22 protein-coding genes are annotated in these 26,610 nt (G+C 60.9%); 11 read left to right on the forward strand and 11 right to left on the reverse strand.

The window, feature by feature from the left end; translation table 11 throughout:
* Window positions 1–54: 54 nt before the first annotated feature.
* From BLU71_RS27020 to BLU71_RS27055, 8 genes are all read right to left on the reverse strand, one after another.
* Window positions 55–5,778, reverse strand: coding sequence for a membrane-targeted effector domain-containing toxin (locus BLU71_RS27020; protein WP_083354274.1), 5,724 nt, complete (start codon window positions 5,776–5,778; stop codon window positions 55–57).
* 156 nt (window positions 5,779–5,934) lie between these two features.
* Entirely contained in the window at window positions 5,935–7,650 is a 1,716-nt protein-coding gene (gene nagE, locus BLU71_RS27025; RefSeq protein ID WP_083354275.1) for an N-acetylglucosamine-specific PTS transporter subunit IIBC, read from the reverse strand.
* A 23-nt stretch (window positions 7,651–7,673) separates the two neighbouring features.
* Window positions 7,674–10,187, reverse strand: a complete 2,514-nt coding sequence (gene ptsP / locus BLU71_RS27030; protein ID WP_083354276.1) for a phosphoenolpyruvate--protein phosphotransferase — start codon at window positions 10,185–10,187, stop codon at window positions 7,674–7,676.
* 34 nt (window positions 10,188–10,221) lie between these two features.
* Entirely contained in the window at window positions 10,222–11,244 is a 1,023-nt protein-coding gene (locus BLU71_RS27035) for an SIS domain-containing protein (protein WP_116657767.1), read from the reverse strand.
* Window positions 11,225–12,331: an N-acetylglucosamine-6-phosphate deacetylase gene (nagA, locus tag BLU71_RS27040; protein WP_083354278.1), complete on the reverse strand. Its 1,107-nt coding sequence runs from the start codon at window positions 12,329–12,331 to the stop codon at window positions 11,225–11,227. Before nagA ends, BLU71_RS27035 begins: the two co-directional genes overlap by 20 nt.
* A 24-nt stretch (window positions 12,332–12,355) precedes the next feature.
* Window positions 12,356–13,087, reverse strand: a complete 732-nt coding sequence (locus tag BLU71_RS27045) for a GntR family transcriptional regulator (RefSeq protein WP_042606908.1) — start codon at window positions 13,085–13,087, stop codon at window positions 12,356–12,358.
* A gap of 282 nt (window positions 13,088–13,369) precedes the next feature.
* Entirely contained in the window at window positions 13,370–13,885 is a 516-nt protein-coding gene (locus BLU71_RS27050) for a L,D-transpeptidase family protein (RefSeq protein ID WP_083354279.1), read from the reverse strand.
* A gap of 74 nt (window positions 13,886–13,959) precedes the next feature.
* Complete coding sequence (locus BLU71_RS27055; RefSeq protein WP_042606910.1) at window positions 13,960–14,514, reverse strand: NUDIX hydrolase; 555 nt, start codon at window positions 14,512–14,514, stop codon at window positions 13,960–13,962.
* Window positions 14,515–14,661: 147 nt separating this feature from the next.
* On the opposite strand from BLU71_RS27055, the gene BLU71_RS27060 reads away from it, so the two are divergent.
* From BLU71_RS27060 to purT, 5 genes are all read left to right on the forward strand, one after another.
* Entirely contained in the window at window positions 14,662–15,261 is a 600-nt protein-coding gene (locus BLU71_RS27060) for a CoA pyrophosphatase (protein ID WP_064364386.1), read from the forward strand.
* Window positions 15,262–15,300: 39 nt separating this feature from the next.
* The gene (locus BLU71_RS27065) at window positions 15,301–15,825 is read left to right on the forward strand and encodes a gamma carbonic anhydrase family protein (RefSeq protein WP_042606912.1); all 525 of its coding nucleotides are present in this window, start codon (window positions 15,301–15,303) and stop codon (window positions 15,823–15,825) included.
* Entirely contained in the window at window positions 15,822–16,037 is a 216-nt protein-coding gene (locus BLU71_RS27070) for a DUF1289 domain-containing protein (protein WP_083354280.1), read from the forward strand. Before BLU71_RS27065 ends, BLU71_RS27070 begins: the two co-directional genes overlap by 4 nt.
* 133 nt (window positions 16,038–16,170) lie before the next feature.
* Window positions 16,171–16,638 carry a VUT family protein gene (locus tag BLU71_RS27075; RefSeq protein WP_016771544.1) on the forward strand — a complete coding sequence of 156 codons (468 nt, stop codon included), beginning with the start codon at window positions 16,171–16,173 and terminating at the stop codon, window positions 16,636–16,638.
* A gap of 100 nt (window positions 16,639–16,738) precedes the next feature.
* On the forward strand, window positions 16,739–17,920 hold the full coding sequence (gene purT / locus BLU71_RS27080) for a formate-dependent phosphoribosylglycinamide formyltransferase (protein ID WP_083354281.1): 1,182 nt from the start codon (window positions 16,739–16,741) through the stop codon (window positions 17,918–17,920).
* Window positions 17,921–18,008: 88 nt separating this feature from the next.
* Here the strand turns inward: purT and BLU71_RS27085 are convergent, their stop codons facing one another.
* From BLU71_RS27085 to BLU71_RS27095, 3 genes are all read right to left on the reverse strand, one after another.
* Window positions 18,009–19,325 carry an MFS transporter gene (locus tag BLU71_RS27085; protein ID WP_083354282.1) on the reverse strand — a complete coding sequence of 439 codons (1,317 nt, stop codon included), beginning with the start codon at window positions 19,323–19,325 and terminating at the stop codon, window positions 18,009–18,011.
* Between the two features lie 274 nt (window positions 19,326–19,599).
* A complete protein-coding gene (locus BLU71_RS27090; RefSeq protein ID WP_064364383.1) occupies window positions 19,600–20,841 on the reverse strand; it encodes a transporter associated domain-containing protein in 1,242 nt (413 codons plus the stop codon).
* Window positions 20,842–20,853: 12 nt separating this feature from the next.
* On the reverse strand, window positions 20,854–21,666 hold the full coding sequence (locus BLU71_RS27095; protein WP_016771539.1) for a cytochrome C assembly family protein: 813 nt from the start codon (window positions 21,664–21,666) through the stop codon (window positions 20,854–20,856).
* Between the two features lie 210 nt (window positions 21,667–21,876).
* Here BLU71_RS27095 and ffh point away from each other — a divergent pair, with 210 nt between their 5' ends.
* The 6 genes from ffh (at window position 21,877) to xerD (ending at window position 26,592) form a co-directional block, all read left to right on the forward strand.
* Window positions 21,877–23,253, forward strand: a complete 1,377-nt coding sequence (gene ffh / locus BLU71_RS27100) for a signal recognition particle protein (RefSeq protein ID WP_007967791.1) — start codon at window positions 21,877–21,879, stop codon at window positions 23,251–23,253.
* A 310-nt stretch (window positions 23,254–23,563) separates the two neighbouring features.
* On the forward strand, window positions 23,564–23,815 hold the full coding sequence (gene rpsP, locus BLU71_RS27105) for a 30S ribosomal protein S16 (protein ID WP_003185073.1): 252 nt from the start codon (window positions 23,564–23,566) through the stop codon (window positions 23,813–23,815).
* A gap of 5 nt (window positions 23,816–23,820) precedes the next feature.
* On the forward strand, window positions 23,821–24,357 hold the full coding sequence (gene rimM / locus BLU71_RS27110; protein WP_016771538.1) for a ribosome maturation factor RimM: 537 nt from the start codon (window positions 23,821–23,823) through the stop codon (window positions 24,355–24,357).
* A 2-nt stretch (window positions 24,358–24,359) separates the two neighbouring features.
* Window positions 24,360–25,112, forward strand: coding sequence for a tRNA (guanosine(37)-N1)-methyltransferase TrmD (trmD, locus tag BLU71_RS27115; protein WP_038860625.1), 753 nt, complete (start codon window positions 24,360–24,362; stop codon window positions 25,110–25,112).
* A gap of 45 nt (window positions 25,113–25,157) precedes the next feature.
* Window positions 25,158–25,508 (forward strand): 50S ribosomal protein L19, encoded by a 351-nt coding sequence (gene rplS / locus BLU71_RS27120; protein WP_003175895.1) that lies wholly within the window; start codon window positions 25,158–25,160, stop codon window positions 25,506–25,508.
* A gap of 187 nt (window positions 25,509–25,695) precedes the next feature.
* A complete protein-coding gene (xerD, locus tag BLU71_RS27125) occupies window positions 25,696–26,592 on the forward strand; it encodes a site-specific tyrosine recombinase XerD (RefSeq protein ID WP_064364382.1) in 897 nt (298 codons plus the stop codon).
* The last annotated feature ends 18 nt before the right edge of the window (window positions 26,593–26,610 follow it).

Genomic DNA, 26,610 nt, shown 5'->3' on the forward strand with positions numbered 1-26,610 from the left:
ACCACTGGGCTTCCAGACCCAGTGGTTCTTACACAACGCGCAAGCGAACCGGTGTTATTTCACCTGGGTCAGTTTCACGTCGGTCACAAGCATCTCGATCAGCGTTCGCAGGTATTTGAACCCCTGGTCTTTCTTATCCCAGCGATCTATGAACAACAAGCCTTGGTCGTTGGCCTGAATCGGCGTGACGACAATTTCACCCGCTTTGGATTTATGCACCAGACGTGTTCCGCTCGTGCCTTCGTTTTCGATCAGGAACATACCGGGCTGGGTCAGTTTGCTGCGTCTGACAGGCGGCGTCGGCGCAATGTTCTTTTTGCCAGGCACCGCGATGTTCAGGGTGAAATCACTGCGCACGGCCCGTGTGTTGACCGCTTTTTCCGGAATCATTGTCGACCACGCGCCCTGTTGGATCGAGCTGGCCAGACCAGGCGTACTGTCGCGGACGTGAAGACTGACCGCGCCCAGCGTCTCGCCCAGCCCCGGAACCCCCAGACTGTAGTTGGTCTGTGTGGCATCAACGAGGGCCATCCATTTATGCGGCCCGTGGACCAATTGGTCATTCTTGATCACTTGCGTGGCGAAATAGCTGAATATCTCTTTCCTCGACAGCTCGGGATCCGGCAGCCCTTTGACGTGGTAGCTGGCGACGCAATCGATGGCGCGGATACGGATGTTGTATTTAGCCGCCGCCTCACAGACCTCGTTGAAATTGTCGTTACCCACATAACCACTCGGGCGGTCCGCGCTCAGCTTTTGCAGATGGGCTCTGAGGCGCTCGGGCATGCGCTGCGTCAGATGAAAAATATCCAGTTCGGCCTGATGCAGATCGGTGAACATATTCGCAAGGTACAGCGTGTCATAACCCGCATCCTTGAATGCCTTCATGTGTTTCCTGAGCAGCGCCTTGCCTGACACCTCGGTTGGATTTTCTCCGATCAGCAGATTCAAGCGGCCGTCGGCCAGTTTTTGCAGAAACGTGTCAAAGGTTTCGTCGCTGGCAATCACCGGCAGCGCGTCTGGCTTCGCATGTTTGAATTCGCTGGAGGCGGCTCTGGCCGCTTTGCCCAGGCGCTGTCGGGTAGCGATAAAGGCCGTGAACAATTCACGGTCTTCTTTCGCGGGATTGAAGAAAGTGTCGAGGCCGTTTCGGTCGCGCATCAGCCTGACCACACCCTCGTGAAACGACGACGCCATGTCGTAGTCGCCCAATTGAGCGGAAGCCGCGGCCGGTGCCACTGGCTTCGGGACGGCCCGTGGTGCCTTGTACGCAGTCGGCATTTGCACAAGATAATCTCCCTTCGCGGCTGCATCACCGCTGATCGCACCGGGTGAATCGAGGCTGATGCGTGCGGATTGACCCAGGTCGATGTCTTCAATCCGCACGGCGATGGCATCGTGCAGGTCGGCCAGGCCTGGTGTCTCGTCGAAGGTGCACATGCGTGACTGTTCGGTGAGGACGATCCAGCGTTCGTCGGGGGCGTCGGCGATATCGGCAGACAGTTTCCTGTGCGAATAAAAATTTCTGATGCTGTTGCTTCGTGGGGTCAACGGCGAGGCGTCGGCCAGCGTCATGGCGCGCTCCAGTTGATAACTGGTCGAGGCGTCCAGAGCGTGGACGCGCAAGTTCTTTTTCCGGGCGGCGCGCATAAGTGCCAGATAGGAGAACGGCGCCTTCTCCGTGTGCCCCAGCGCGTGGTCAACACCTCTGAGGTGGGTTTTGATGTTTTCCCAGCTGAGCTTCTTGTTGAAATTTTCCAGCTTGGCATGAAAGATGTCGTCCGCCAGATACTCGACATGCAAGCGCTTGAAACCGCTGGCAATGAGTTCGTCCAGAGAGTCGATCAGCACCTGTTTGCTGGCGATGGAACCGGGTTGGGCGCCGATCACCAGGTTTTTCCCTTTGAATGCGTCGCTGTTGATCAACTGCGCAAATGAAGTATCGGCAGCAACTGCCGGGACTTCGGCGCGAGCGGGCAGGGCGGCGAGTTCGGCGAAATGACCTGTGGCATCTGTGGTGAGTTTTTCTACCTGATCCATATAGGCGGCGCGTGTCGAGGCCAGACCCTCAACTACGCCGCTCATGGTTGAGAGGGGCGAGACGCCCATGTAGTCCTGACCTCTCTTGATTACGTCGTCGCGGAATTGCGGATTCATCACCATCGCGACGCGCTCCCGGTATTTGGGCACCACGCCGTAGTCTTTGCGTGGGCTCGGTGTGTCTGGCACGGCATCGTATTTCGGCGCGCCGCCGACCATGCCACTGCGCACCATCACCCCGTCTGAATTGCGAACAACGAGGATGCCGGTCGAGACGATGTCAGGGGAGTTCGGCTTGCTGCGATAGAGCAGATAACGACCGAGTGCGTCGGGATTTTTCCCGGCAAGGTAAATCCGGCCTCTGAAAACCACCGGACGCATGTCATCCCAGTCAGGTCGAGGCGCTACCTGATCGACCAAGGTCACGACATTCTGCTGTTCGTTGCCAGCACTGGCGATCGCTTGGCGCAGCGGTCGGCGCGCGAGCTTGAGTGAGCGCAGGGCGGGGCGCAGATCGGTCAGCACCGCGCCGACACTGTTGAACAGGTAACCGAGCAAATGCTGGAAAGCTTCACCGTGGTCACCCTGCCGATAAGCGTGCAGGGCGAGCATCGCGTCCTTGAAAGCCAGCAGCAGTCCGGTGCTCAGACTGAGCAGCGGGAAAGGGGCGGTGGCAATGGCCGCGAGCCATTCGACACTGGTCCAGATCAGCCCGGCGATCATCTGCGCTCGACTGGTGGTCGTGGCGTGGACGTTGTCGATCCGGCGCTGCAGCTTCATGTTGTACAGCGCCGAGCGCAAATCGCTGACGGCAGCGGTGGCGGGCGTTGAATCGTAGCGCGCCGGGCTGGGCGTAGTCTTGTCGAGGCCTTTGGGGAGCTGTTTTTTTGCGTTTTCGAGGAACGTCCGCACTCGCGTCTGAGCACTCACGCCTACCCGAGAGGTGAGGTATTCGATCATGCCGGCCTGCTGTTGGAGCAGGTAGTTGAACAGCCGCGCTTCGCGAAACCTGACACCGTCGGGTGCGTCCGGGGTATAGAGCAACACCGGGTTATCGGAATGGCTGAACAGCCACACATCCATCACCCACTCGCCATCGATCATCAATCGATGGATCGGGTATTTGGTGCGCGTTGGCCCCGAGGTTTCCTCCATGCTGGTGATGCTTTGCTCCAGCCATTGCCGATCGCTGCGGCTGATATGTCCTTGCAGCTGGCATTCCAGCGCGGCGACCTTCATCTGGCGCTGAGTAATCGCCAGGGTCGCGTTGCGTCTGAAATCGTAGCCCTCGCTGGTCGAGCTCTGCAGGTCATCCCTGACCTTGTTGGTGTAGCGTTCGCCGATCCACACCCCGGTGACCGAGCGTGCGACGTTCTGTGCGGTCAGGTTGCTGACATCGATGCCCGGCGGCCCCTTGAAGCGTGCCGAGCGGGAGAATTTCTCATCGAGAAAGCCGACGCCATCGGCATAGCCGTCGCGATACAACTGGGTATACGTCAGCGGTTTCGGCGTCAATGAGGGCACGATGGACATCGGCGCGTAGGCCCAGACGGTATCCGGGTCGACATCATTGGCCGAGCGCTTGAGCAGGCGGTTCAGACTGATCTTCGCCTGTTGGTGCACGTAGTCATCAAAAGCCGGAAATTGGCTGCCGGACAAGGCGTGCTGGTTGAACCCGCGCAACGCGCCTTCGGCCTCTTCGCTCAGGGTCGAGAGTTGTCTGCGATCGGCAGCGGTGGTCGAGCGATACCACAGGGGGGTGCTGAAGTCGTAGTCATCGACGCGCGTAGCGAGCATGTGAACGGCCATCGCCTTCAGGCAGACGAGATGGTCGCCACAGTGTTCGAAAGTGACCTTCTGGTGTTCCATCGCTTCAGGTCTGAAGCTCAGGCCCGCCAGTACTTTGCGCAGCGCCGGGCGAAAGCGCATCGGTGCGCGGCTGATCAGGTAGCCCGTCATGCTGTCGGCGGTATCGCTGTGTGTGGCCCAGCCCAGCAGATGGGTCTGGCATTCAAGCTCACTGTCGAAGGCCTGGAACTGTCGCTCGCGAGGGGCCTGCGGGGTGCACAGCAAGACACGCTTGACCGCGCCGCTGGCGTCGCTCTGGCGCAAGACCCATACATCCTGCAGTTGTGCGCCGTGCACCGACAGAGTGGCGGCGCTCAGGAGCGGATCGCCGCCGCTGCGCAAGCGCTGGATCAACGACAAATCACTGTCGAGCAGGTGCCCCTGCAGGACTGCCGTATGGGCGAGGGCGACGATGCGTTGATCAAGCATTCGCTCAATGGCGGGCTTGATTGCGGCTCGGGCGTGCATGTCTTTTTGCAGGCGATTGAAGTCAACCCGGGGCTCCAGGCTTATCGCTTCCTTGACCAGCCATTGCGGTGTCAAGTCGACATAACGCTCCGGCAAGGGCGCGCCGTCGTAGGTGAGCGTGGTGTAGCTCAGGAATTCCGAGCCCGGCAATTCATCGCCCGTGTGCGGGCCGCGCAAGGACAGATCGAGCAGATTGCATTGATGCGTATAAACGCCATAGCCCGGCACTCGGCGATCGGTGCTGATCTGCAGTTTTTCCGGCTCGAGATCGTCGATCTCCAGATCATCGCTCAGGCGTTCCAGCCATTGCTGGCGCGCCAGTGCGATCAGACTGCCGACGGGCTCCATCAGATCGAGCAAACGTTCCCGCGCCTGCTGGTAGTTGCTCAAGTGCTGCGCCAGTTCGATCTGTTTTGTGCTGCTGGCGCTGCGGTACCAGTCCGGTGCGCTGTAGCGCAAGTGGCGTTCGAACAGGGTCAGTGCGCGTAACTCCAGGCGCGGCGTGAGATCCGGCAGGGCGGCGGTGACCGCTTTTTCCAGCGCTGTGAGCAATTGCGCAGGGTTTTGTTGCGGGTTGTCGGCGAAGCTCAAGGCGCGCTCGATATCCTGCGTGCGTTTTTCGATCAGCGCGTCGTAGGTGTGTTCGAACAGGGGTTTACTGTCGATTGGCGCGAGCGATAGCGGCCAGATCCCGGCGGCACCGACGTCGTGATAGCGCGTCGGCAGCATTTGCATGAAATCGAGACGGCCACTGCGCGAATTCAGCGACTCGCGCAGGTGACTATCGAGATCGGTCAGAGAATTGAAGAACTCGATGCCTCGTGCGGGCGTGAACAGCACGGCGTAGCCGACGTTTGAGCCGTTCAGCAGGTCGGTGACTCGCGGGCTGTCATTTTGCGTGACGACAAAGGCGCCGGCCAATTCGACGGTGGTGGCCTGATAGCTGAACTGCAGTGCATACATGGCGGGACGCAGCATCGGGCCCAGGCCGGTTTTTTTCAGCAACTCGCCGGCTTGCGGGTGCAGCAGGCGATCACTGACGGCCTGTTGTGCCTCGTGTTCGATGGCGGTGAAGCCCGCGTCATATTTGAGGAAGGTTTTTGCCGGCTTGCCGTCGATCTGGTCCCGCAGGTCCATGTTGATCAGCTGGGTGTTGAGCCTGATCTTCAGGGTTGCGATCAGCTTCTTGCCGTTTTCGCTTTGCAGGTCGCTGGTGTCCAGCTCCTGAAAAAGCAGACGGCTGCGTTGCTGATAGCTTGTCCGGTAGGTTTTCAGCTGTTCGTTGAGGCGTTTAAGGTAGGTCTGTCCGGTGGTCGGTTTGAGTTCGGGAAGCAGCGGCGTGGGTGTGTTGAACAGATAATCGCCGATCTGGTTGAGGTCGCTTCTGATCTCTTCGGGGGTGGGTGCTTTGGGGGTGCTCACGGGCACTTTCTCCAGGCTGAGGATGAAGGCTCAGCATGGCGAGGGAGGTGTTTTGCGGGGTGGTATATATGTATGTGTCGGGAGCTTCTTTGTGGAATGTCCTGTCTGGGTGGCGGCGAGCCTGCTCGCGAAGAGGCCCGCCAGACCAGCGCAGATTCAAACCTGCGCGCTGACCTCCCGGCGACTGACCAACCCCTCCAGCGCCTCACTCAAACTCGCTGCCTTGTCGCCCACCAGCAAATGCCAGACCCCACCGTCCAGGCGGCTGACACCCAGGCAGCCCAGCACCTTGAGCTGCGTCTCGGACAACGCCTTGTCATCGGCCAGTTGCAGGCGAATCCGGGTCATGGCGATGCAATCAAGCTGCAGTACATTGTCGCGGCCGCCCAGAGCATTCAGCCACTGCTGCGCCTCGTTGCTGGCAAGTGCAACGGTCTTCGGCTCCTCGACTGTCACGGCAGTGTCAACCGGCGCCCCACGGCCGAGCGCCGGCATCGCCAAGCGGATTTCATCAGCGATGCTATCGGCCAGCGGTCCGACCACGACCTGCAAACTGCCACCCTTGCCCGGGCGCACCACGGCCATCGCGCCCAGCGCTTTCAGCCCGGCGTCCGACGCCTTGTTGCGGTCGAGCATTTCCAGGCGCAGTCGGGTCGTGCACGCGCCGACGGTCAGCAGATTCTCTGCGCCGCCCAAGGCCTTGATGTAAGCGCTGGCGCGTTCGGTTTGCGAAAGGACGGCTTTTTCTGCCGTGGCCACGTCTTCACGCCCCGGCGTCTTGAGGTTGAAACGGCGGATACAGAAATCGAACACCAGATAATAAATGACCGCGTAAGCCAGGCCGACAGGCACCACCAGCCAGCCGTTGGTGGACTTGCCCCAGCCGAGAATCATGTCGATGAAGCCACCGGAAAAGGTAAAGCCCAGATGAATGTTCAGGCCGTTGGTGATCGCCATCGACAGCCCGGTCAGCAGCGCATGCAGGAGGAACAGCAGCGGTGCGAGAAACATGAAGGCGAACTCGATCGGCTCGGTCACGCCGGTCAGAAACGAGGTCAGCGCCATGGATAAAAAGATCCCGCCCATCACCTTGCGCCGCTCCGGCAGGGCATTGCGGTACATCGCCAGACAGGCGGCGGGCAGGCCGAAGATCATCATCGGGAACATGCCGGTCATGAACTGGCCGCCCTTCGGGTCGCCGGCGAAATAGCGCGACAGATCGCCAGTCACCAATGCCCCAGTGGTCGGATCGGTGAAGTTGCCGAAGACGAACCACGCCATGTTGTTGAGGATGTGATGCAGGCCGGTGACGATCAGCAGGCGGTTGAACACGCCGAAGACGAACGCGCCGATGCTGCCGCTTTCCATCATCAGCGCGCCGAACGCGTTGATGCCCTGCTGGATCGGCGGCCAGATGTAGCCGAACAGCACGCCCAGCCCGACCGCCGCGAACCCGGTGACAATCGGCACGAAACGCCGGCCACCGAAGAACGCCAGATACTCCGGCAGCTTGATGTCCTTGAAGCGGTTGTACAGCGCGCCGGCCAACAGGCCGCTGACGATCCCGGCGAGCATGCCCATGTTGATGGTCGAATCGAGCACCTTGAGGGTAGAGATCATCACCAGATAACCGATCACCCCGGCCAGGCCGGCGGTGCCGTTGTTGTCTTTGGCGAAACCGACGGCGATGCCGATGGCGAAGATCATCGCCAGGTTGGCGAAGATCACTTGCCCGGCATCGTGAATGATCGCGATGTTCAACAGGTCGGTGTCGCCCAGGCGCAGCAGCAGGCCGGCGATCGGCAGGATCGCGATCGGCAGCATCAGCGCGCGGCCGAGGCGTTGCAGGCCTTCGATGAAGAGTTGGTACATGGCGTATGTCCTTGTTGTTTTTGTTAGCGCAGTGGCCAATGTTGATGACAGGCGTGGCGAACGGCGGCGGCGCTGGAAAGCTTGAGCAGGTCGCGGCTCAGGCGCTGACATTCGGCTTCGTGCACCTGGCGCACGCGGTCCTTGATCTCACCGATCTGCACCGGGCTCACCGACAATTCGGTGACGCCCAGGCCGATCAGCACCGGCGTCGCCAGCGGGTCGGAGGCGAGGGCGCCGCAGACCCCGACCCAGCGTTTGTGCACCGCCGCGCCTTCGCAGGTCATGGCGATCAGGCGCAGCAGCGCCGGATGCAGGGCGTCGACCCGCGCCGCCAGGCCGGCGTGATCGCGGTCCATGGCCAGGGTGTATTGCGACAGATCGTTGGTGCCGATCGAGAGGAAGTCGGCGTGTTCGGCCAGTTGTTCGGCCTGCAGCGCGGCGGCGGGGACTTCGATCATCACGCCGATCTCCGGGCGCTCGGCAATGCCCAGCTCAAGACACAAGGCGTCGACGCGCTGGCGAATCTGCAGCAGTTCGTCAACTTCGGTGACCATCGGCAACAGAATCCGGCAGCGCTGCAGCGGCTTGACCTGCAACAGTGCGCGCAATTGTTGATCGAGTATTTCCGGACGCGCCTGAGCCAGGCGAATGCCGCGCAGACCGAGCACCGGGTTGGCCTCGGCGGGCAGCGGCAGGTAGTCGAGTTGCTTGTCGCCACCGACGTCGATGGTGCGAATGATCACCGACTTGTTGCCCATGGCATCGATGACCGCTTGATAGGCGCCGCGCTGTTCTGCGACGTCCGGTGCCGTCTGGCGATCGACGAAGAGAAACTCGGTGCGCAACAGGCCGACGCCATCGGCACCGTTGGCAAAGGCGTCTGCCGCTTCGCTGCGGGAGGCGACATTGGCAACTACTTCGATGTGCACGCCATTGCGGGTTTCGGCGGGCAAATGCGCCTTGGCTTGCTGGCTTTCGCGACGCTGCTGGCGCTCGACTTGCGCTTGCTGTACGTCGGCCAGGCGCTGGGCATTCGGCGTCAATTCGAGACGACCGCCGTCGGCGTCGAGTACCACGGCCTGATCTTGCGGTTGATCGAGCAATTGCGCACCCAAAGCGACGATGCACGGCAGGCCTTTGCCGCGCGCCAGGATCGCGACGTGCGAGGTGGCGCCGCCCTCGGCCATGCACAACCCGGCGACACCTTGCGCGCTGAGTTGCAACAGATCCGACGGCGTCAGTTCCTGCGCCGCGACGATGGCGCCGGCCGGCACCTGGTATTGCCAGGCCTCGCCAAGCAGGGCGCGCAGGACGCGCTGCCTGAGGTCGCGCAAATCGTTGGCACGCTCGGCCAGCAGCGGACTGCCGGTGCCTTGGAGCATGGCGCACTGGGCGTCGATCGACTGACTCCAGGCGTGCGTCGCTGCGGTGCCTTGCGCGATGAATTGCTGCGCGGCGTCGAGCAGGGCCGGATCTTCGAGCAGCGCCATGTGCGCGGCGAAGATCGCTTCTTCGTCGGCGTTGCTGTGCTTTTTCGCTTGGGCGAGAGTAGCGGCGATTTCGCTGCGCACCGCGTTCAACGCCGTTTCGAGAGTCTGTTGCTGTTGCACCGGATCGTGGTTGCCCATATCCGCCGGCAACGTGATTGCGTTCAAGCGAAACAACGGCCCGGCGACCAGCCCCGGCGCCGCGCAAACACCGTGCAACACGCCAGCCTCGGCCGGACGTTTCAGCGCCGCAGTGCTGACCGGCGCTTGCCCGTGATGATCGTCCGGCAGCGCCGTGGCCAATGCGCTGAGCAGCGCTTGCAATGCGGCATCGGCGTCCGGCCCCTGACAACTGACCTGCACTTCATCCTGTTCAGCGATCGCCAGCCCCATCAAGCCGATCAGGCTGTTGCACGGCGCTGATTTGCCGTTGAAGTGCAGCTGTGCCTGGCTGTTGAAACCCTGGGCGGTTTGCCGGATCAGTGCAGCGGGGCGCGCATGCAGGCCGCCGCGATGAGCGACCCGCACCTGGCCCCGAGCCTCGGGGCCGCCGCTTGTATCGGCATTCGCTGCCACCACCTGGCGCGCGATGATGTGCAGCAGTGGCTCGCCGACCTTCACCGTTTTGACGGTGATCGGTCGCACCTGAAAATCCGCGCTGTTGGTCAGAATCAGCAGGCTGACCAGGCTTTTGCACTGCTGTCCGACCTTGTCCAGGTCATAACGCAACAGCGGCTGACCGAGGCTGACGCGGTCGCTTTCCTTGACCAGCATGGCGAAACCTTCACCGTTCAGCTCAACAGTGTCGAGGCCCAGATGCAGAAGGATTTCGGCGCCGTTGTCGGCGCGCACGGTCACCGCGTGGCTGCTGCGCGCGACGTGGATGATCACGCCGGCGCAGGGCGAATACAGCGTGTCGTTGAGCGGGTCGATGGCGATGCCGTCGCCCATCGCGCCACTGGCGAACACCGCGTCCGGGACGTTGGCGAGCGTCAGCACGGGGCCGCTGAGCGGGGCGCTGAGGGTCAGCTCTTTATTGTTGTCGGGCATGGCTGGGTCTCATCAGGTGTGCAGTCAGTCGGACTTAATGCGTGCGGGTCACTTTGCTCAAATGGCGCGGCTGATCCGGGTCCATGCCCCGCGCCACGGCCAGGCCTGCGGCCATCACGTAGAAACTCTGGATCGCCAGAATCGGGTCGAGGGCCGGGTGGTCGGCGCGAGTCAGGGTCAGGTCGCGTTCGCTGACGTCATCCGGGGCGGCGAGCAGTACCCGGGCGCCGCGTTGGCGCATTTCTGCCGCGAGGCTCAGCAGGCCAGCCTGCTCGGCGCCGCGTGGGGCAAAGACCAGCAGTGGATAGTGTTCGTCGATCAGCGCCATCGGCCCGTGACGGACTTCGGCGCTGCTGAACGCTTCGGCCTGAATCGCCGAGGTTTCCTTGAATTTCAGCGCCGCTTCCTGGGCGATGGCGAAACCGGCGCCACGGCCGATCACCATCAGGCGCTGACAATCGCGCAGCGTTTCGATGGCGACGCTCCAGTCCTGTTTTGCGGCTTCGCGCAAACCTTCAGGCAGGGCGTTGCCGGCCTCGAGCAATTCGCTGTCTTCTTTCCAGTGCGCGATCAAGCGGGCGCTGGCGCTAAGGGTGGCGATAAAACTCTTGGTCGCGGCGACGCTGCTTTCAGTCCCGGCAAGCAGCGGCAGGCTGAATTCACAGGCTGCTTCCAGTGGCGAATCGGCGGCATTGACCATCGACACACTTAGCGCGCCGCGCTTGCGCAACAGGCGCAGGCTGTTGACCAGATCCGGGCTCTGCCCCGACTGCGAAAACGCGAAGGCGACCTGACCGCTGACTTTCAATGGCGCTTGCTGCATGGTCACTACGGACATCGGCAATGAGGCCACGGGCACGCCCAGTTGCTGCATGGTCAGGTAGGCGAAGTAGCTCGCCGCGTGGTCGGAGCTGCCACGAGCGACGGTCATCGCCACTTGCGGCGGCTGCCGGCGCAGGCGCCCGGCGATTTCGATCATCGGCGCGTCGAGCTGTTGCAGTTGGGCTTGCACGGCCTCGAACGAGGACAGCGCCTCTTCAAGCATTTTTGAAGTCAATGTCTTCTCCTTCGACCATGACGGCGGTCAGTGTGAGTGAGCGATCGAGCCGCACGCAGTCGGCCCAGGCACCCGGGGCCAGGCGCCCGCGTTCGGTGATGCCGAGGTAGTCGGCGGGAAATTGCGACAGACGTTGCGAGGCCTCGGCGATCGGCAAGCCGATCTTCACCAGATTGCGCAGAGCCTGATCCATGGTCAGGGTGCTGCCGGCCAGCGTGCCGTCGGGCAGGCGCACGCCACCCAGGCATTTGGTCACGGTGTGGCTGCCGAGCTTGTATTCACCGTCGGGCATACCGGCGGCGGCGGTGGAATCGGTCACGCAATACAGGCACGGGATCGAGCGCAGGGCCACGCGAATGGCGCCGGGGTGCACGTGCAGCAGATCGGGGATCAGCTCGGCGTACTGCGCATGGGCGAGTGCCGCGCCGACGATGCCCGGCTCGCGGTGATGCAGCGGGCTCATGGCGTTGTACAGGTGAGTGAAGCTGGTCGCACCGGCAGCCAGCGCGGCGACGCCTTCCTCGTAACTGCCGAGGGTGTGGCCGATCTGCATGCGGATGCCACGGCTGCTCAGTTCGCGAATCAATGCATCGTGGCCGGCGATTTCCGGGGCGATCGTAATCACGCGGATCGGCGCCTGCGCCAGATATTCTTCGACTTCGGCGATCAACGCGGTGTGGGCGAAATTGGGTTGGGCGCCGAGTTTTCCCGGGTTGATGTACGGGCCTTCAAGGTGCACGCCAAGCACTCGCGCGGCGCCTTTCGGACGCTGTTCGCAGAATTCTCCTACCGCTTTGAGGACGCTGGAGATCTCGGCGCTGGGCGCAGTCATGGTGGTGGCCAGCAACGAGGTCGTGCCAAAGCGCACGTGGGTTTTGCTGATGGTTTCGAAGGCATCCGCGCCTTCCATGATGTCTTTGCCTCCGCCGCCGTGAACGTGCAGGTCGATGAACCCCGGCAGCAGATAAGGCAGATCGTTATCGGCCGGATCGCAGGGCACGCCGTTGATCGACACGACCTTGCCGTGTTCGTGAATCAGCCGGCCGCGAACCCAGCCGCTGGCGGTGAGGATGTTGTCTTCGGACATTTTCGTTCTCGCTTGGGGCCGCGCTCAGCGGCGCAGCTCTGCAACAAAGTCGTAGTAATCGTTGCGGCAATAGGTGTCGGTGACTTCGATCGGCGTGTTGTCTTCCAGATAGCCGACCCGAGTCATCAGCAGCATGGCGGTGCCGGGGGCGATGCCGACCAGGGCGGCAAACTCGTCAGAGGCGTTGATCGCCTGGATGTGCTGGAGGGCGCGGACGATCGGTTTGCCGATGCCGTCGAGGTATTCGTAGAGCGAATCACCCACCGCTTGCGGTTTGGGCATGATCGACGCGGGCAGGGTACTCATTTCAATCGCCATGACCGTGTCATCGGCTTTGCGCAAGCGCTTCATCCGCGCGACTTTGTCGTTGGGTGACAGGCCGAGGCGGATCAGTTCTTCGTGGGTCGGCAGAGTGATTTCCCGCTCCAGCCACTTCGAGCTGGGTACGAAGCCTTTCAAACGCAGCATTTCGCTGAAGCCGGAAAGCCGCGACAGCGGTTGTTCCAGACGTGGGGTGATGAATGTGCCAGAGCCTTGCAGGCGGCGGATCAGACCTTGCTCGAGCAAGACTTCCAATGCCTTGCGCGCGGTGACCCGGGAGATGCCGAGCTGGTCGCTGAGGTTGCGTTCGGACGGCATTGCCTGTTCGGCCTTCCACTGTCCGGCATGAATCGCCGCTTCCAGATTGCGCGCCAGCTGCAAGTACAGCGGCGTCGGCTGGGCGTCGTCGGGACGTAGGGATTGGAGGTCGTTCATGTAGGTCGTTTCCGTCGCGAGTATAGGATTGTTGTGGCTCGCTTGTGGGGCGGAAACTAATACCACTTGAATACCATGTCAACGCAGGTAAATGGCCTCTAACCCAGTGAAATGGCGGTGTTCAGGGGCGGTGGTATCAAGTGGTATTAACGATAGGCGATAAAAAGCAAAAGATCGCAGCCTGCGGCAGCTCCTGCAATTCGGAGTGGTATCACCCCTGTAGGAGCTGCCGAAGGCTGCGATCTTTTGATTTATTTTTTTACGGGTGACCAGCGGTCGAGGTTACGGGCGAATCTCGATCATGGTGCCGTCCGGCACCAGGTTCCACACTTCACGCATGTCGACGTTGCGCATGGCGATGCAGCCATCGGTCCAGTCGAGAGTGTGGAACAGCTGCTCCGGGTTGTCTTCCGAGTCCGGGGTGCCGTGGATCATGATCATCCCGCCGGGCTCGACACCTTCACGGCGTGCGCGGGCGGCGTCGCTGATGTTCGGGTAGGAAATGTGCATCGACAGGTTGAATTTCTCGCTGGTCTTGCGCCAGTCGATCCAATAGAAACCTTCGGGTGTGCGTTTGTCGCCCTCGATCAGTTTCGGCCCTTTCTTCGCCCCCTTGCCCAGGGAAATGCGATAGGTCTTCAGCGACTTGCCGTCGGCGATCAACTGCAGTTGGTGGGCCGATTTGAGTACCAGGACTTTTTCGATCAGCGGGGTATTCGATGGCGTCACGGTGGTCACGAATGACGCTTGCGAAACGCTGACGAACGACAGGCAGAACAGGGCAAGCAACCAGCGCATTGAAACGATTCCCCAGGGAGTGACGCAATCAGGTTTTAGGTAGGAGCTGCCGAAGGCTGCGATCTTTTGATCTTCTAGCCAACAATGACCGGCTGCACCAGTGGCGGGATCGATTCCGAACGCACCGGGTAGTTCTCGACGCGCCGATCAGCGAAGAAGCATTCTAAGGTACGCCCGACCGTGCGGAAAGCCAGCTCGTCCCACGGGATGTCGGCTTCATCGAACAACTGCACTTCAAGGCTTTCAGGGCCGGCGGCGAACTCCAGGTCGGCCAGTTCGGCGCGGAAGAACACGTGCACCTGACTGATGTGCGGCACGTCGATCAACGTGTAGATGCTCAGGTTACGCACCCGGGCGCAGGCTTCCTCGGCGGTCTCGCGGATGGCCGCCTGTTCGATGGTCTCTCCGTTTTCCATGAAGCCGGCCGGCAGCGTCCAGTAACCGAGACGCGGCTCGATGGCGCGGCGGCAGAGCAACACTTGCGTGCCCCAGGTCGGCACGCAACCGGCGACGATATTGGGATTCTGGTAGTGAATGGTCTGACAGCTGTCGCAGACAAATCGCAGCCGCGAGTCGCCTTCGGGAATGCGCTGGGTGACCGGGTTACCGCAGTGGCTGCAAAATTTCATGCTTGGGTTCCTGAATGCTGCGCCTATCTTGGCGTGCAGCGGGGCCGGTCGGCAAGTTGTCGTTTCGCGACACGACGGGTTTCGGGGGCTTGGGCGCTCGCTTTGATTGGTGCATGATGCGGAGCAAGGCACCGATCGAGAACACTCATGCTGGACGAGCTACTGCATAGGGTAAGCAACCACACACCGCGCACGCTGGAGACCGACGCACGTTTCCCCGAGGCCGCCGTGCTGGTGCCGATCACCCGCAGTGACGAACCGGAACTGGTCCTGACCCTGCGCGCCAGCGGGCTTTCGACCCACGGCGGCGAAGTCGCCTTCCCTGGTGGACGCCGCGACCCGGAAGACCCGGACCTGATCTTCACTGCGCTGCGTGAAGCCGAAGAAGAAATCGGACTGCCGCCGGGGCTGGTCGAAGTCATCGGCCCGCTGAGTCCGCTGATTTCCCTGCACGGTATCAAGGTAACGCCGTATGTCGGGGTGATTCCCGACTTTGTCGAATACCAACCCAACGATGCCGAAATCGCCGCCGTCTTCAGCGTGCCGTTGGAATTCTTCCGCAAAGATCCCCGTGAGCACACCCATCGCATCGACTATCAGGGCCGCAGTTGGTATGTGCCGAGCTATCGCTTCGGCGGGTACAAGATCTGGGGGCTGACGGCGATCATGATCGTCGAGTTGATCAACCTGCTCTATGACGCCAAAATCAGCCTGCACCAACCGCCGAAAAGTTTTATCGATACCTGAGCCGTCGTTCGAACGGCCGTGAGCCCCGAGGAAAACAAGATGAAATACCGCCTGGGCGACGCCCGTGTCGAAACCCATCCGCAGAGCTGGGTCGCGCCCAATGCCGTGCTCGTCGGCAAGGTCCGCCTGGAAGAGGGCGCCAACGTCTGGTTCAACGCCGTGTTGCGCGGCGACAACGAACTGATCCTCATCGGCAAGAACAGTAATGTGCAGGACGGCACGGTGATGCACACCGATATGGGTTATCCGCTGACCATCGGCACTGGCGTGACCATCGGCCACAACGCCATGCTCCACGGCTGCACGGTCGGCGATTACAGCCTGATCGGTATCAACGCGGTGATTCTCAATGGCGCGAAGATTGGCAAGAACTGCATCATCGGCGCCAATTCGCTGATCGGCGAAGGCAAGGAAATTCCTGACGGTTCGCTGGTGATGGGCTCACCGGGCAAGGTTGTGCGCGAACTCACCGAGCCGCAGAAAAAGATGCTCGAAGCCAGCGCCGCGCACTATGTGCATAACTCGCAGCGTTACGCCCGCGATCTGGTTGAGCAGGAAGAATGACCAGCGTCGAACGACCTGTTGCCTCGCCATGCGTGAATATCTGCGCGTTGGATGAAGACGATATCTGCACCGGCTGCCAGCGTACGGTCGAGGAGATCACCCGCTGGGGCCGCATGAGCAACGACGAGCGTCGGGCGGTGCTGGGGTTGTGTCATGAGCGGGCGAAGGCGAGTGGGTTGGTTTGGATGATTGGTAAGACAACCGGGCATTAAGATCAAAAGATCGCAGCCTTCGGCAGCTCCTACATTTGAAATGCGTTTTCCCTGTAGGAGCTGCCGAAGGCTGCGATCTTTTGATTCTACTTTGGCTGAAGTAATCTGTGCGCCAATCTGCCAGGTCGCCTCCATGATTTTCCTCATCGCTTACATCAGCAGCGTCGTGCTGATCAACTTCGCCTTTTCCACCGCGCCGCACCTGGACATCATCTGGTCGGCCTGGGGCGGGCTGGTGTTCGTACTGCGCGACATGGTGCAAACGCGCTTCGGTCATGGTGCGATCGTGGCGATGCTGGCGGCGCTGGTGCTTTCCTACATTACCTCCGACCCTTCCATCGCACTGGCCAGCGCCACGGCGTTTGCGGTCTCCGAGTGCATCGACTGGCTGGTGTTCAGCATCACCAAGCGGCCGTTGCGCGACCGCTTGTGGATCAGCTCGGCGCTGAGCATTCCGCTGGATACCTTCATCTTTTTCGGCATGATCGACGCCTTGACGCCACCGGTGATCATCACTGCGCTGGCCTCCAAGTTCGCCGGCGTCACGGCGGTCTGGCTGATCATGGCCTGGCGTGATCGCAAACAGGCTGTCGCCAGCTGAAGCCAAACCCTCGGGTTCATGTAAAATGCCGCGCTTTCTCCCCATGGAAAGCGCACCTGCGTGGCTTTCCTCGATGATCCGCTTCCTTTGAGGACCTGAGATGACCCGTATCGGAACTCCATTGTCGCCAACCGCGACCCGCGTATTGCTGTGTGGCTGTGGTGAGTTGGGCAAGGAAGTGGTAATCGAACTGCAGCGCCTGGGCGTTGAAGTGATTGCCGTCGACCGCTACGCCAACGCGCCGGCCATGCAAGTCGCCCATCGCAGCCACGTGATCAACATGCTCGATGGCGCCGCCCTGCGTGCAGTGATCGAAGCGGAGAAGCCGCATTTCATCGTGCCGGAAATCGAGGCCATTGCCACCGCCACGCTGGTCGAGCTGGAAGCCGAAGGCTTCACCGTGATCCCGACTGCGCGCGCCGCGCAACTGACCATGAATCGTGAAGGCATCCGTCGTCTGGCCGCCGAAGAGCTGGACCTGCCGACCTCGCCGTACCACTTTGCCGACACATTCGAGGACTACAGCAGAGCCGTTCAGGATCTGGGTTTCCCTTGCGTGGTCAAGCCGGTCATGAGTTCGTCGGGCAAGGGCCAGAGCCTGCTGCGCAGCGCCGAAGACGTGCAGAAAGCCTGGGATTACGCGCAAGAGGGCGGTCGCGCCGGTAAAGGTCGGGTGATCATCGAAGGCTTCATCGATTTCGATTACGAAATCACCCTGCTGACCGTGCGCCACATCGGCGGCACTACGTTCTGCGCGCCGGTCGGTCACCGTCAGGAGAAAGGTGACTATCAGGAATCCTGGCAGCCACAAGCGATGAGCCCGATTGCCCTGGCTGAATCCGAGCGCGTTGCCAAAGCAGTGACTGAAGCGCTGGGTGGCCGTGGTCTGTTCGGCGTCGAGCTGTTCATCAAGGGCGACCAGGTGTGGTTCAGCGAAGTCTCGCCACGTCCGCATGACACCGGTCTGGTGACGCTGATTTCCCAGGACCTGTCGCAATTCGCTCTGCACGCCCGCGCCATTCTCGGCCTGCCGGTGCCGCTGATCCGTCAGTTCGGCCCGTCTGCGTCGGCGGTGATTCTGGTGGAAGGCCAGTCGACCCAGACTGCATTCGCCAACCTCGGCGCTGCACTGAGCGAGCCGGACACGGCGCTGCGCTTGTTCGGCAAGCCGGAAGTGAACGGCCAGCGCCGCATGGGCGTGGCGCTCGCGCGGGATGAATCGATCGAGGCGGCGCGTGCCAAGGCGACCCGTGCTTCCAAGGCTGTTGTTGTAGAGCTGTAAGCGAGTCGCGCCGATCGCGAGCAGGCTCACTCCTACAATTTGAAATGCGTTCCCCTGTAGGAGTGAGCCTGCTCGCGATAGCTATCTATCAAGCGACACGATTCAGGTCGTTGCCGCGCGTCTCCTTCAAACACAGCACCGCAATCAGACTCAACACCGCCGCCGCCGATACATACCCGCCGACATAGCTCAACCCACCCATCGCCACCAGTTTCTGCGCAAAGAACGGCGCCGCCGAGGCCCCGACGATGCCGCCCAGGTTGTACGCCGCCGACGCGCCGGTATAACGCACATGGGTCGGAAACAGTTCAGGCAGCAGTGCGCCCATCGGTGCGAACGTCACGCCCATCAAAAACAACTCGATGCACAAAAACAGCGCCACGCCCCAGGTCGAGCCCTGAGTCAGCAACGGCTCCATCAGAAATCCGGACAAAATCGCCAGTACACCACCGATGATCAGCACCGGTTTGCGCCCGTAACGGTCGCTGGCCCAGGCTGACAATGGCGTAGCCGCCGCCATGAACAACACGGCGAAGCACAACAAGCCAAGAAACGTCTCGCGGCTATAACCCAGCGTGGATACGCCGTAGCTGAGCGAAAACACCGTCGAGATATAAAACAGCGCATAGCAGACCACCATCGCTGCTGCACCGAGCAGTGTCGGCGCCCAATACTGGCTGAACAACTCGACCAGCGGCACCTTCACCCGCTCCTGACGGGCGATGGCATTGGCAAACACTGGCGTTTCATGCAGCTTGAGGCGCACGTACAGGCCGACCATCACCAGCGCCGCGCTGAGCAGAAACGGAATGCGCCAGCCCCAACTGCGGAATTGCTCGTCATCCAGGGTCATGGCCAAGGTCAGGAACAGGCCGTTGGCCGCCAGAAAACCAATCGATGGCCCAAGCTGCGGGAACATGCCGAACCAGGCCCGTTTGCCCTTCGGCGCGTTTTCCGTGGCCAGCAGCGCCGCACCGCCCCATTCCCCGCCAAGGCCCAGACCCTGACCGAAGCGCAGCACACACAACAGAATCGGCGCCCAGGCACCGATGCTGTCGTAGCCCGGCAAGACGCCAATCAAGGTTGTGCAAACCCCCATCAACAGCAGCGAGGCAACCAGCGTGGATTTACGACCGATGCGGTCGCCGAAGTGGCCAAACAGTGCCGAACCCAGTGGTCGGGCGAGAAAGGCGATACCAAAAGTGAGAAACGCTGAAAGCATCTGCGCCGTGCCGGAGGTCTGCGGAAAGAACACCGGCCCGATTACCAGCGCCGCAGCAGTGGCGTAGACGTAGAAGTCGTAGAACTCGATAGCGGTGCCGATAAAGCTTGCCGTGGCCACGCGGGTGGCGGAATTGGTCGGCTGGGCAGGCGCGGTTTCGCGGTAAGCGGTATGGGTCGTCATGCGGTGATCCCTGACAGTCATGAGCTCCAGTGGAGCGAATTATTATGGTCGAACACCCAGGGATGTGGGGTAGGGCGCGAGCGCTGTTTCGAGTAGGAACAGTCGTCGGTTTGCAGCGGAAACAGTCAGGATCCGGGTAGTGCCGGGTAGGCACAGGGATCGACGGCGCTTGGGTAAGCGCCTCGATTATAGGAAGGGGGCTAACGATCAAACAAGCGCAAAAGATCGCAGGGTAGGAGCTGCCGAAGGCTGCGATCTTTTGATCTTTTGATTTTTATCTGGCGGGCACCAAAGCAGGAGCAGAAGAGGTGTGCCAGATCAGCACCTTGCTCACCCGGTTCTCCTCGGTCTCGAGGATTTCCAGTCGATAACGCCCGATCTTCAGGCACACCGCGCTTTCCGGAATGGTTTCCAGCGCTTCGGTGACCAGGCCATTGAGCGTCTTCGGCCCGTCGCTTGGCAGATGCCAGCCCAGGCACTTGTTCACATCGCGGATCGACGCGGCGCCATCGATCAGCATGCGTCCGTCGGCTTGTGGATGGATATGTGGGTTGTCGAGGCTGTGTTCGCTTTCGAATTCGCCGACGATCTCTTCGAGAATGTCCTCGAGGGTGACGATGCCGAGGACTTCGCCATACTCGTCGACGACCATGCCCAGGCGGCGCTGCTGCTTGTGAAAATTGAGCAATTGCAGTTGCAATGGCGTGCTTTCCGGGACGAAGTAGGGTTCGTAACTGGCGGCCAGCAGCGCTTCGCGGGTGAGTTCGCCATTGCTCAGCAAATGGCCGATCTGCCGGGTGTTGAGCACCGCTTCGACCTGATTGATGTCGCTGTGAAACACCGGCAGGCGCGTGCGTGTGTTGTTGCGCAGTTGCTCGATGATCTCTTCGATCGAATCGTCGAGATTGATGCCGTCGACATCACTGCGCGGCACCAGGATGTCGTTGACCGTAATGTTGTCCAGCGCGTGAATGCCCGCGACCGGGTGGGCGCGAACCGGGTGCTCTGGGGCGTCGTCAGGATCGGCCGGCAAATCATCTTCGCTCTGCTGCACCACCTGAGCCGTTCGCGTGAACGGAGTCGTCAGCAAAACGCTGAGACGGCTGAGCAGCCAGGCGAACGGGTAGACGATTTTCATCGGCACGGCCAGCAGGGCGTTGCCGAACGCCAAAACGGCGTCGGGATAGCGCCGGGCTACGGCGCGCGGGAAATAATCGGCGAACACCAGCAGGATGGCGCCGGCGCCAAGGCAGGCCGCCCACGGGCCGTTTTCTTCGCAGAGGAAGATCGCCAGCAGCGTCGCGATGATCACCGCAAGGGCGCGGCACAGGGTGTTGCAGAGGATCAGGCTGTCGAGCGGGAAGCTCAGCCTGGCCAGCGGTTTATCGCTGGCGCGCGAGGCGACACGTTGCGCAAGCAGGTACTGCTGCGCGATTTCGACGGCGGTAAACAGCCCCGACCATAAAATCAGCAGGACAAATACCGCGAGCATCGGCCCTATGGGCAAACCGTCCATTTATGCCGCCCGTCAGATGTGCAGAATGTATTCACGAACCAGTTTGCTGCCGAAGTACGCCAGCATCAGCAGGCAGAAACCGGCGAGGGTCCAGCGAATCGCCTTGTGGCCACGCCAGCCCAGACGGTTGCGGCCCCACAGCAGCACGCTGAAGACGATCCACGCCAGGCAGGCCAGCAGGGTCTTGTGCACCAGATGCTGGGCAAACAGGTTCTCGACGAACAGCCAGCCGGAGATCAGCGACAGCGACAGCAGCGTCCAGCCGGCCCAGAGAAAACCGAACAGCAGGCTCTCCATGGTTTGCAGCGGCGGGAAGTTCTTGATCAGCCCGGACGGGTGCTTGTGCTTGAGCTGATGATCCTGAACCAGCAGCAGCAAAGCCTGGAACACCGCGATGGTGAACATGCCGTAGGCGAGAATGGACAATAGAATGTGGGCGAGGATGCCCGGCTCTTCATCGATGATCTGCACCGTGCCGGTCGGCGCGAACTGCGCCAGCAATACTGTGATCGCGCCCAGCGGGAACAGCAGCACCAGCAGGTTTTCCACCGGGATCCGCGAACAGGCGAGCAGGGTCAGGGCAATCACCGCGGCGGCAATCAGGCTCGAGGCGCTGAAGAAGTCCAGGCCCAGGCCGATCGGGGTCAACAGATGAGTGAGCAGGCTGGCGCCGTGGGCGAGCACGGCGAACACGCCGAGGCTGACCAGCAGGCGCTTGTTCGCCTTGGCGCCGGTGGCCAGGCGGGTACTTTGATAGACGGTCGCAGCGGCATAGAGCAGGGCGGCGGCGAGGGTGGTCAGCAAACTGGGTGACAAGGGGAGCATAAATCCTGTTAGGCGAGCCCGAAAGGCGCTGAGTTTGGCATAGAACCGCCATGGCACGAAAGACTCCGCAAGCTGATGGCGAGGTGTCCGCCGGCCGCAGTCTTCGCTATAATCCGCGACCTGCCCACGCCGCAGGCTCGCCGAGCACATGTTGATTCCGGTCTGGGCCGCCATTATCCCGGTCTGTACAGGGCCTGAAAGGATCGCGCAATGTTTGAAAACTTAACCGACCGTCTCTCGCAGACGCTGCGCCATGTTACCGGCAAGGCGAAGCTGACCGAGGACAATATCAAAGACACCCTGCGTGAAGTGCGCATGGCGTTGCTCGAAGCTGACGTCGCATTGCCGGTGGTCAAGGACTTCGTCAATTCGGTCAAGGAGCGCGCTGTCGGCACCGAGGTGTCGCGCAGCCTGACGCCGGGCCAGGCGTTCGTGAAGATCGTCCAGGCCGAACTCGAAAGCCTGATGGGCGCGGCCAACGAAGATCTGAACCTGAGCGCTGTTCCTCCTGCCGTGATTCTGATGGCCGGTCTGCAGGGTGCGGGTAAAACCACCACTGCCGGCAAGCTGGCGCGCTTCCTTAAAGAGCGCAAGAAGAAGTCGGTCATGGTCGTGTCTGCGGACATCTACCGTCCGGCCGCGATCAAGCAGCTGGAAACCCTGGCCAACGACATCGGCGTGACGTTCTTCCCGTCCGACCTGAGCCAGAAGCCGGTCGACATCGCCAACGCGGCTATCAAAGAAGCAAAACTGAAATTCATCGACGTGGTCATCGTCGACACCGCCGGTCGTCTGCACATCGATGAAGAGATGATGGGCGAGATCAAGGCGTTGCACGCCGCGATCAACCCGGTGGAAACCCTGTTCGTGGTCGACGCCATGACTGGTCAGGACGCCGCCAACACGGCCAAGGCCTTTGGCGATGCGCTGCCGCTGACCGGTGTGATCCTGACCAAGGTCGACGGCGACGCCCGTGGCGGTGCCGCGCTGTCGGTGCGCGCCATCACCGGCAAGCCGATCAAGTTCATCGGTATGGGCGAGAAGAGCGAGGCGCTCGACCCGTTCCATCCTGAGCGGATCGCCTCGCGGATCCTCGGCATGGGCGACGTGCTCAGCCTGATCGAACAAGCCGAAGCGACCCTCGACAAGGACAAGGCCGACAAACTGGCCAAGAAGCTGAAGAAGGGCAAGGGCTTCGACCTCGAAGACTTCCGCGATCAGCTGCAACAGATGAAGAACATGGGCGGCCTCGGCGGGCTCATGGACAAGCTGCCGAGCATCGGCGGCGTCAACCTGTCGCAGATGGGCAATGCCCAGAACGCCGCAGAGAAGCAGTTCAAGCAGATGGAAGCCATCATCAATTCCATGACCCCGGCCGAGCGCCGCGACCCTGAGCTGATCAGCGGTTCGCGCAAGCGTCGGATCGCCATGGGTTCCGGCACTCAGGTGCAGGACATCGGCCGCTTGATCAAGCAGCACAAGCAAATGCAGAAGATGATGAAGAAATTCACCGCCAAGGGCGGTATGGCAAAAATGATGCGCGGCATGGGCGGTATGTTGCCCGGCGGCGGCATGCCGAAGATGTAAGACGTTCTGTCTGATCCATTCTTCTTATATATGGCGAGAGAAATGGGTAAGGCGGGCACAAGATCCGCGCCGGTCGTCGCACCGGCGCAGACCCTGCAAGGAAGCAGGATCCACAGCAAACCCGCACTCGGCGGGAGCTGACTGGCCGTTTTCATCGACGGCTCTCCATGCAAATCTGCACGGCATGCCATGGGCGCCGGAAAAAGGCATTTGCAAAAGTCCGGATATTCCTTAGAATATGCGGCCTTTCGGGCACCCATGCCCGCTGTGCATTTAGATTTGCAGCACCGACTACAGGAACGATGTTCACATGCTAACAATCCGTCTTGCCCTTGGCGGCTCCAAAAAGCGCCCGTTTTACCACCTGACCGTAACCGACTCGCGTAACCCGCGTGACGGCTCCCACAAAGAACAGGTTGGTTTCTTCAACCCTGTTGCCCGTGGTCAGGAAATCCGTCTGTCCGTGAACCAAGAGCGCGTTGCCTACTGGCTGAGCGTTGGTGCACAACCTTCTGAGCGCGTTGCTCAGTTGTTGAAGGAATCTGCCAAGGCTGCGGCCTGAGCAATATGAACGCGACGCCAGCTCCTGCCGATGATTTGATCGTTATTGGCAAAATTTATTCTGTTCATGGCGTTCGCGGCGAAGTGAAGGTTTATTCCTTTACTGATCCGACTGAAAACCTGTTGCAGTACAAAACCTGGACGCTCAAGCGCGAAGGCAATGTCAAACAGGTCGAGCTGGTCAGTGGACGCGGGAGCGACAAGTTCCTGGTCGCCAAGCTCAAGGGTCTCGATGATCGTGAAGAAGCTCGTCTTCTGGCCGGTTATGAGATCTGCGTGCCGCGCAACCTGTTCGCTGAATTGACCGAAGGCGAGTACTACTGGTACCAGCTGGAAGGTCTGAAGGTCATCGACACTCTTGGGCAATTGCTCGGGAAAATCGATCATCTTCTGGAAACCGGCGCCAATGATGTAATGGTCGTCAAGCCTTGCGCTGGCAGCCTGGATGATCGCGAACGCCTGTTGCCCTATACGGAGCAATGCGTGTTGGCCGTCGACCTGGAAGCGGGCGAGATGAAGGTGGATTGGGACGCGGATTTCTGAACGTGGCTAACTTGCGCGTAGAAGTGATCAGTCTGTTTCCCGAGATGTTTTCCGCCATTGGCGATTACGGCATCACCAGTCGTGCGGTCAAACAGGGGCTCTTGCAGCTGACCTGTTGGAATCCGCGAGATTACACGACGGATCGGCATCACACTGTGGACGATCGCCCGTTTGGCGGTGGTCCGGGCATGGTGATGAAGATCAAGCCCCTGGAAGATGCTCTGGCCCAGGCCAAGGCAGCAGCCGGGGAGGCGGCGAAGGTGATTTACCTGTCCCCCCAAGGCCGTCAACTGACTCAGTCGGCGGTACGCGAGCTGGCACAATCGGATGCATTGATCCTGATTGCCGGCCGCTACGAAGGCATTGACGAGCGCTTTATTGAGGCTCATGTCGATGAAGAGTGGTCGATTGGCGACTATGTACTGTCTGGCGGCGAGCTGCCGGCCATGGTCCTGATCGATGCGGTTACACGACTGCTGCCTGGAGCTTTAGGGCATGCGGATTCCGCTGAGGAAGATTCCTTTACGGATGGTCTGCTGGATTGCCCGCACTACACCCGACCGGAGGTGTATGCGGATCAGCGTGTTCCCGACGTGTTGCTGAGCGGCAATCACGCGCATATCCGGCGTTGGCGTTTACAGCAGTCCCTTGGTCGGACCTATGAACGACGCGCCGATCTTCTGGAAAGCCGCTCGCTTTCTGGAGAAGAGAAGAAGCTGCTCGAGGAATACATCCGCGAGCGGGACGATAGTTAACAACGTATCGATGGTAGATCGAACGATTTACCTTAGGAGCACAGCATGACCAACAAAATCATCCTTGCACTCGAAGCAGAGCAGATGACCAAAGAAATCCCTACCTTCGCCCCAGGCGACACTATTGTCGTTCAGGTGAAAGTGAAGGAAGGCGATCGTTCCCGTCTGCAAGCGTTCGAAGGCGTTGTAATCGCCAAGCGTAACCGCGGCGTGAACAGTGCGTTCACCGTTCGTAAAATCTCCAACGGTGTTGGCGTAGAACGTACTTTCCAGACCTACTCCCCGCAGATCGACAGCATGGCTGTTAAACGTCGCGGTGACGTACGTAAAGCCAAGCTGTACTACCTGCGTGACCTGTCGGGTAAAGCAGCCCGCATCAAGGAAAAACTGGCTTAAGCCCAGCTTCCGATGCAGAAAAAAGCAGCCTACGGGCTGCTTTTTTGTTGCCTGCGATTTACCGGACGCCTTGCACGCCCCTCGCTTAATGAAGCTGCCTGTTTCTTGAACTGGCCGGCTATGAAAGACTGGCGCCCCTTTAATGACTATTTGCACGCCGCGCGAAAAGCAGCCTGCCCGAGCCCCCATGCCTGCCATCGACCATCCGCTGATTGATCAATTCCTCGACGCTTTATGGCTGGAAAAAGGCCTTTCGGACAATACCCGCGACGCCTATCGAAGCGACCTCGCGCTGTTCAACGGCTGGTTGCAGGAGAAGAATCTCGAACTGATCAATGCCGGCCGAGAGTTGATCCTCGATCACCTGGCGTGGCGTCTGGAGCAGAACTACAAGCCGCGCTCGACCGCCAGATTTCTCTCCGGGGTGCGTGGCTTTTATCGCTATCTGCTGCGGGAAAAGCTGATCAGTGTCGATCCGACGTTACGCGTCGACATGCCACAACTGGGCAGGCCGTTACCCAAGTCGCTTTCGGAAGCCGATGTCGACGCGCTGCTCAAGGCGCCGGATTTGAGTGACGCCATCGGCCAGCGTGACCGCGCGATGCTGGAAGTGTTGTATGCCTGTGGTTTGCGCGTGACCGAACTGATCAGCCTGACGCTGGAGCAGGTCAATCTGCGCCAGGGCGTATTGCGGGTGATGGGCAAGGGCAGCAAGGAACGGCTGGTGCCGATGGGCGAGGAGGCGATTGTCTGGGTCGAGCGTTATATGCGTGATGGCCGTCAGGAATTGCTCGGTGGCCGCCCCAGCGATGTGCTGTTCCCCAGCCAGCGCGGCGAGCAGATGACCCGGCAGACGTTCTGGCACCGGATCAAGCACCAGGCCAAGGTCGCCGGGATCAACAAGTCGCTGTCTCCGCATACCTTGCGCCACGCGTTTGCCACGCACCTGCTCAACCATGGCGCGGACTTGCGCGTGGTGCAGATGCTGCTTGGCCACAGCGATCTTTCCACCACGCAGATTTATACCCACGTCGCCCGCGCCCGCCTGCAGGACCTGCACGCCAAGCACCACCCCCGCGGCTGAACACCAAACCCTTGTAGG

This window comes from Pseudomonas moraviensis (genome assembly GCF_900105805.1).
In the GTDB taxonomy this organism is placed as follows: Bacteria; Pseudomonadota; Gammaproteobacteria; order Pseudomonadales; family Pseudomonadaceae; genus Aquipseudomonas; species Aquipseudomonas moraviensis_A.

What these genes read in the sequence shown, in the direction of transcription:
- nagE (WP_083354275.1), bottom strand. Translation starts at nt 7,650, where the DNA reads ATGTACCAACTCTTCATCGAAGGCCTGCAACGCCTCGGCCGCGCGCTG.
- ptsP (WP_083354276.1), bottom strand. Translation starts at nt 10,187, where the DNA reads ATGCCCGACAACAATAAAGAGCTGACCCTCAGCGCCCCGCTCAGCGGC.
- nagA (WP_083354278.1), bottom strand. Translation starts at nt 12,331, where the DNA reads ATGTCCGAAGACAACATCCTCACCGCCAGCGGCTGGGTTCGCGGCCGG.
- BLU71_RS27045 (WP_042606908.1), bottom strand. Translation starts at nt 13,087, where the DNA reads ATGAACGACCTCCAATCCCTACGTCCCGACGACGCCCAGCCGACGCCG.
- BLU71_RS27050 (WP_083354279.1), bottom strand. Translation starts at nt 13,885, where the DNA reads ATGCGCTGGTTGCTTGCCCTGTTCTGCCTGTCGTTCGTCAGCGTTTCG.
- BLU71_RS27055 (WP_042606910.1), bottom strand. Translation starts at nt 14,514, where the DNA reads ATGAAATTTTGCAGCCACTGCGGTAACCCGGTCACCCAGCGCATTCCC.
- BLU71_RS27060 (WP_064364386.1), top strand. Translation starts at nt 14,662, where the DNA reads ATGCTGGACGAGCTACTGCATAGGGTAAGCAACCACACACCGCGCACG.
- BLU71_RS27065 (WP_042606912.1), top strand. Translation starts at nt 15,301, where the DNA reads ATGAAATACCGCCTGGGCGACGCCCGTGTCGAAACCCATCCGCAGAGC.
- BLU71_RS27070 (WP_083354280.1), top strand. Translation starts at nt 15,822, where the DNA reads ATGACCAGCGTCGAACGACCTGTTGCCTCGCCATGCGTGAATATCTGC.
- BLU71_RS27075 (WP_016771544.1), top strand. Translation starts at nt 16,171, where the DNA reads ATGATTTTCCTCATCGCTTACATCAGCAGCGTCGTGCTGATCAACTTC.
- purT (WP_083354281.1), top strand. Translation starts at nt 16,739, where the DNA reads ATGACCCGTATCGGAACTCCATTGTCGCCAACCGCGACCCGCGTATTG.
- BLU71_RS27085 (WP_083354282.1), bottom strand. Translation starts at nt 19,325, where the DNA reads ATGACGACCCATACCGCTTACCGCGAAACCGCGCCTGCCCAGCCGACC.
- BLU71_RS27090 (WP_064364383.1), bottom strand. Translation starts at nt 20,841, where the DNA reads ATGGACGGTTTGCCCATAGGGCCGATGCTCGCGGTATTTGTCCTGCTG.
- BLU71_RS27095 (WP_016771539.1), bottom strand. Translation starts at nt 21,666, where the DNA reads ATGCTCCCCTTGTCACCCAGTTTGCTGACCACCCTCGCCGCCGCCCTG.
- ffh (WP_007967791.1), top strand. Translation starts at nt 21,877, where the DNA reads ATGTTTGAAAACTTAACCGACCGTCTCTCGCAGACGCTGCGCCATGTT.
- rpsP (WP_003185073.1), top strand. Translation starts at nt 23,564, where the DNA reads ATGCTAACAATCCGTCTTGCCCTTGGCGGCTCCAAAAAGCGCCCGTTT.
- rimM (WP_016771538.1), top strand. Translation starts at nt 23,821, where the DNA reads ATGAACGCGACGCCAGCTCCTGCCGATGATTTGATCGTTATTGGCAAA.
- rplS (WP_003175895.1), top strand. Translation starts at nt 25,158, where the DNA reads ATGACCAACAAAATCATCCTTGCACTCGAAGCAGAGCAGATGACCAAA.
- xerD (WP_064364382.1), top strand. Translation starts at nt 25,696, where the DNA reads ATGCCTGCCATCGACCATCCGCTGATTGATCAATTCCTCGACGCTTTA.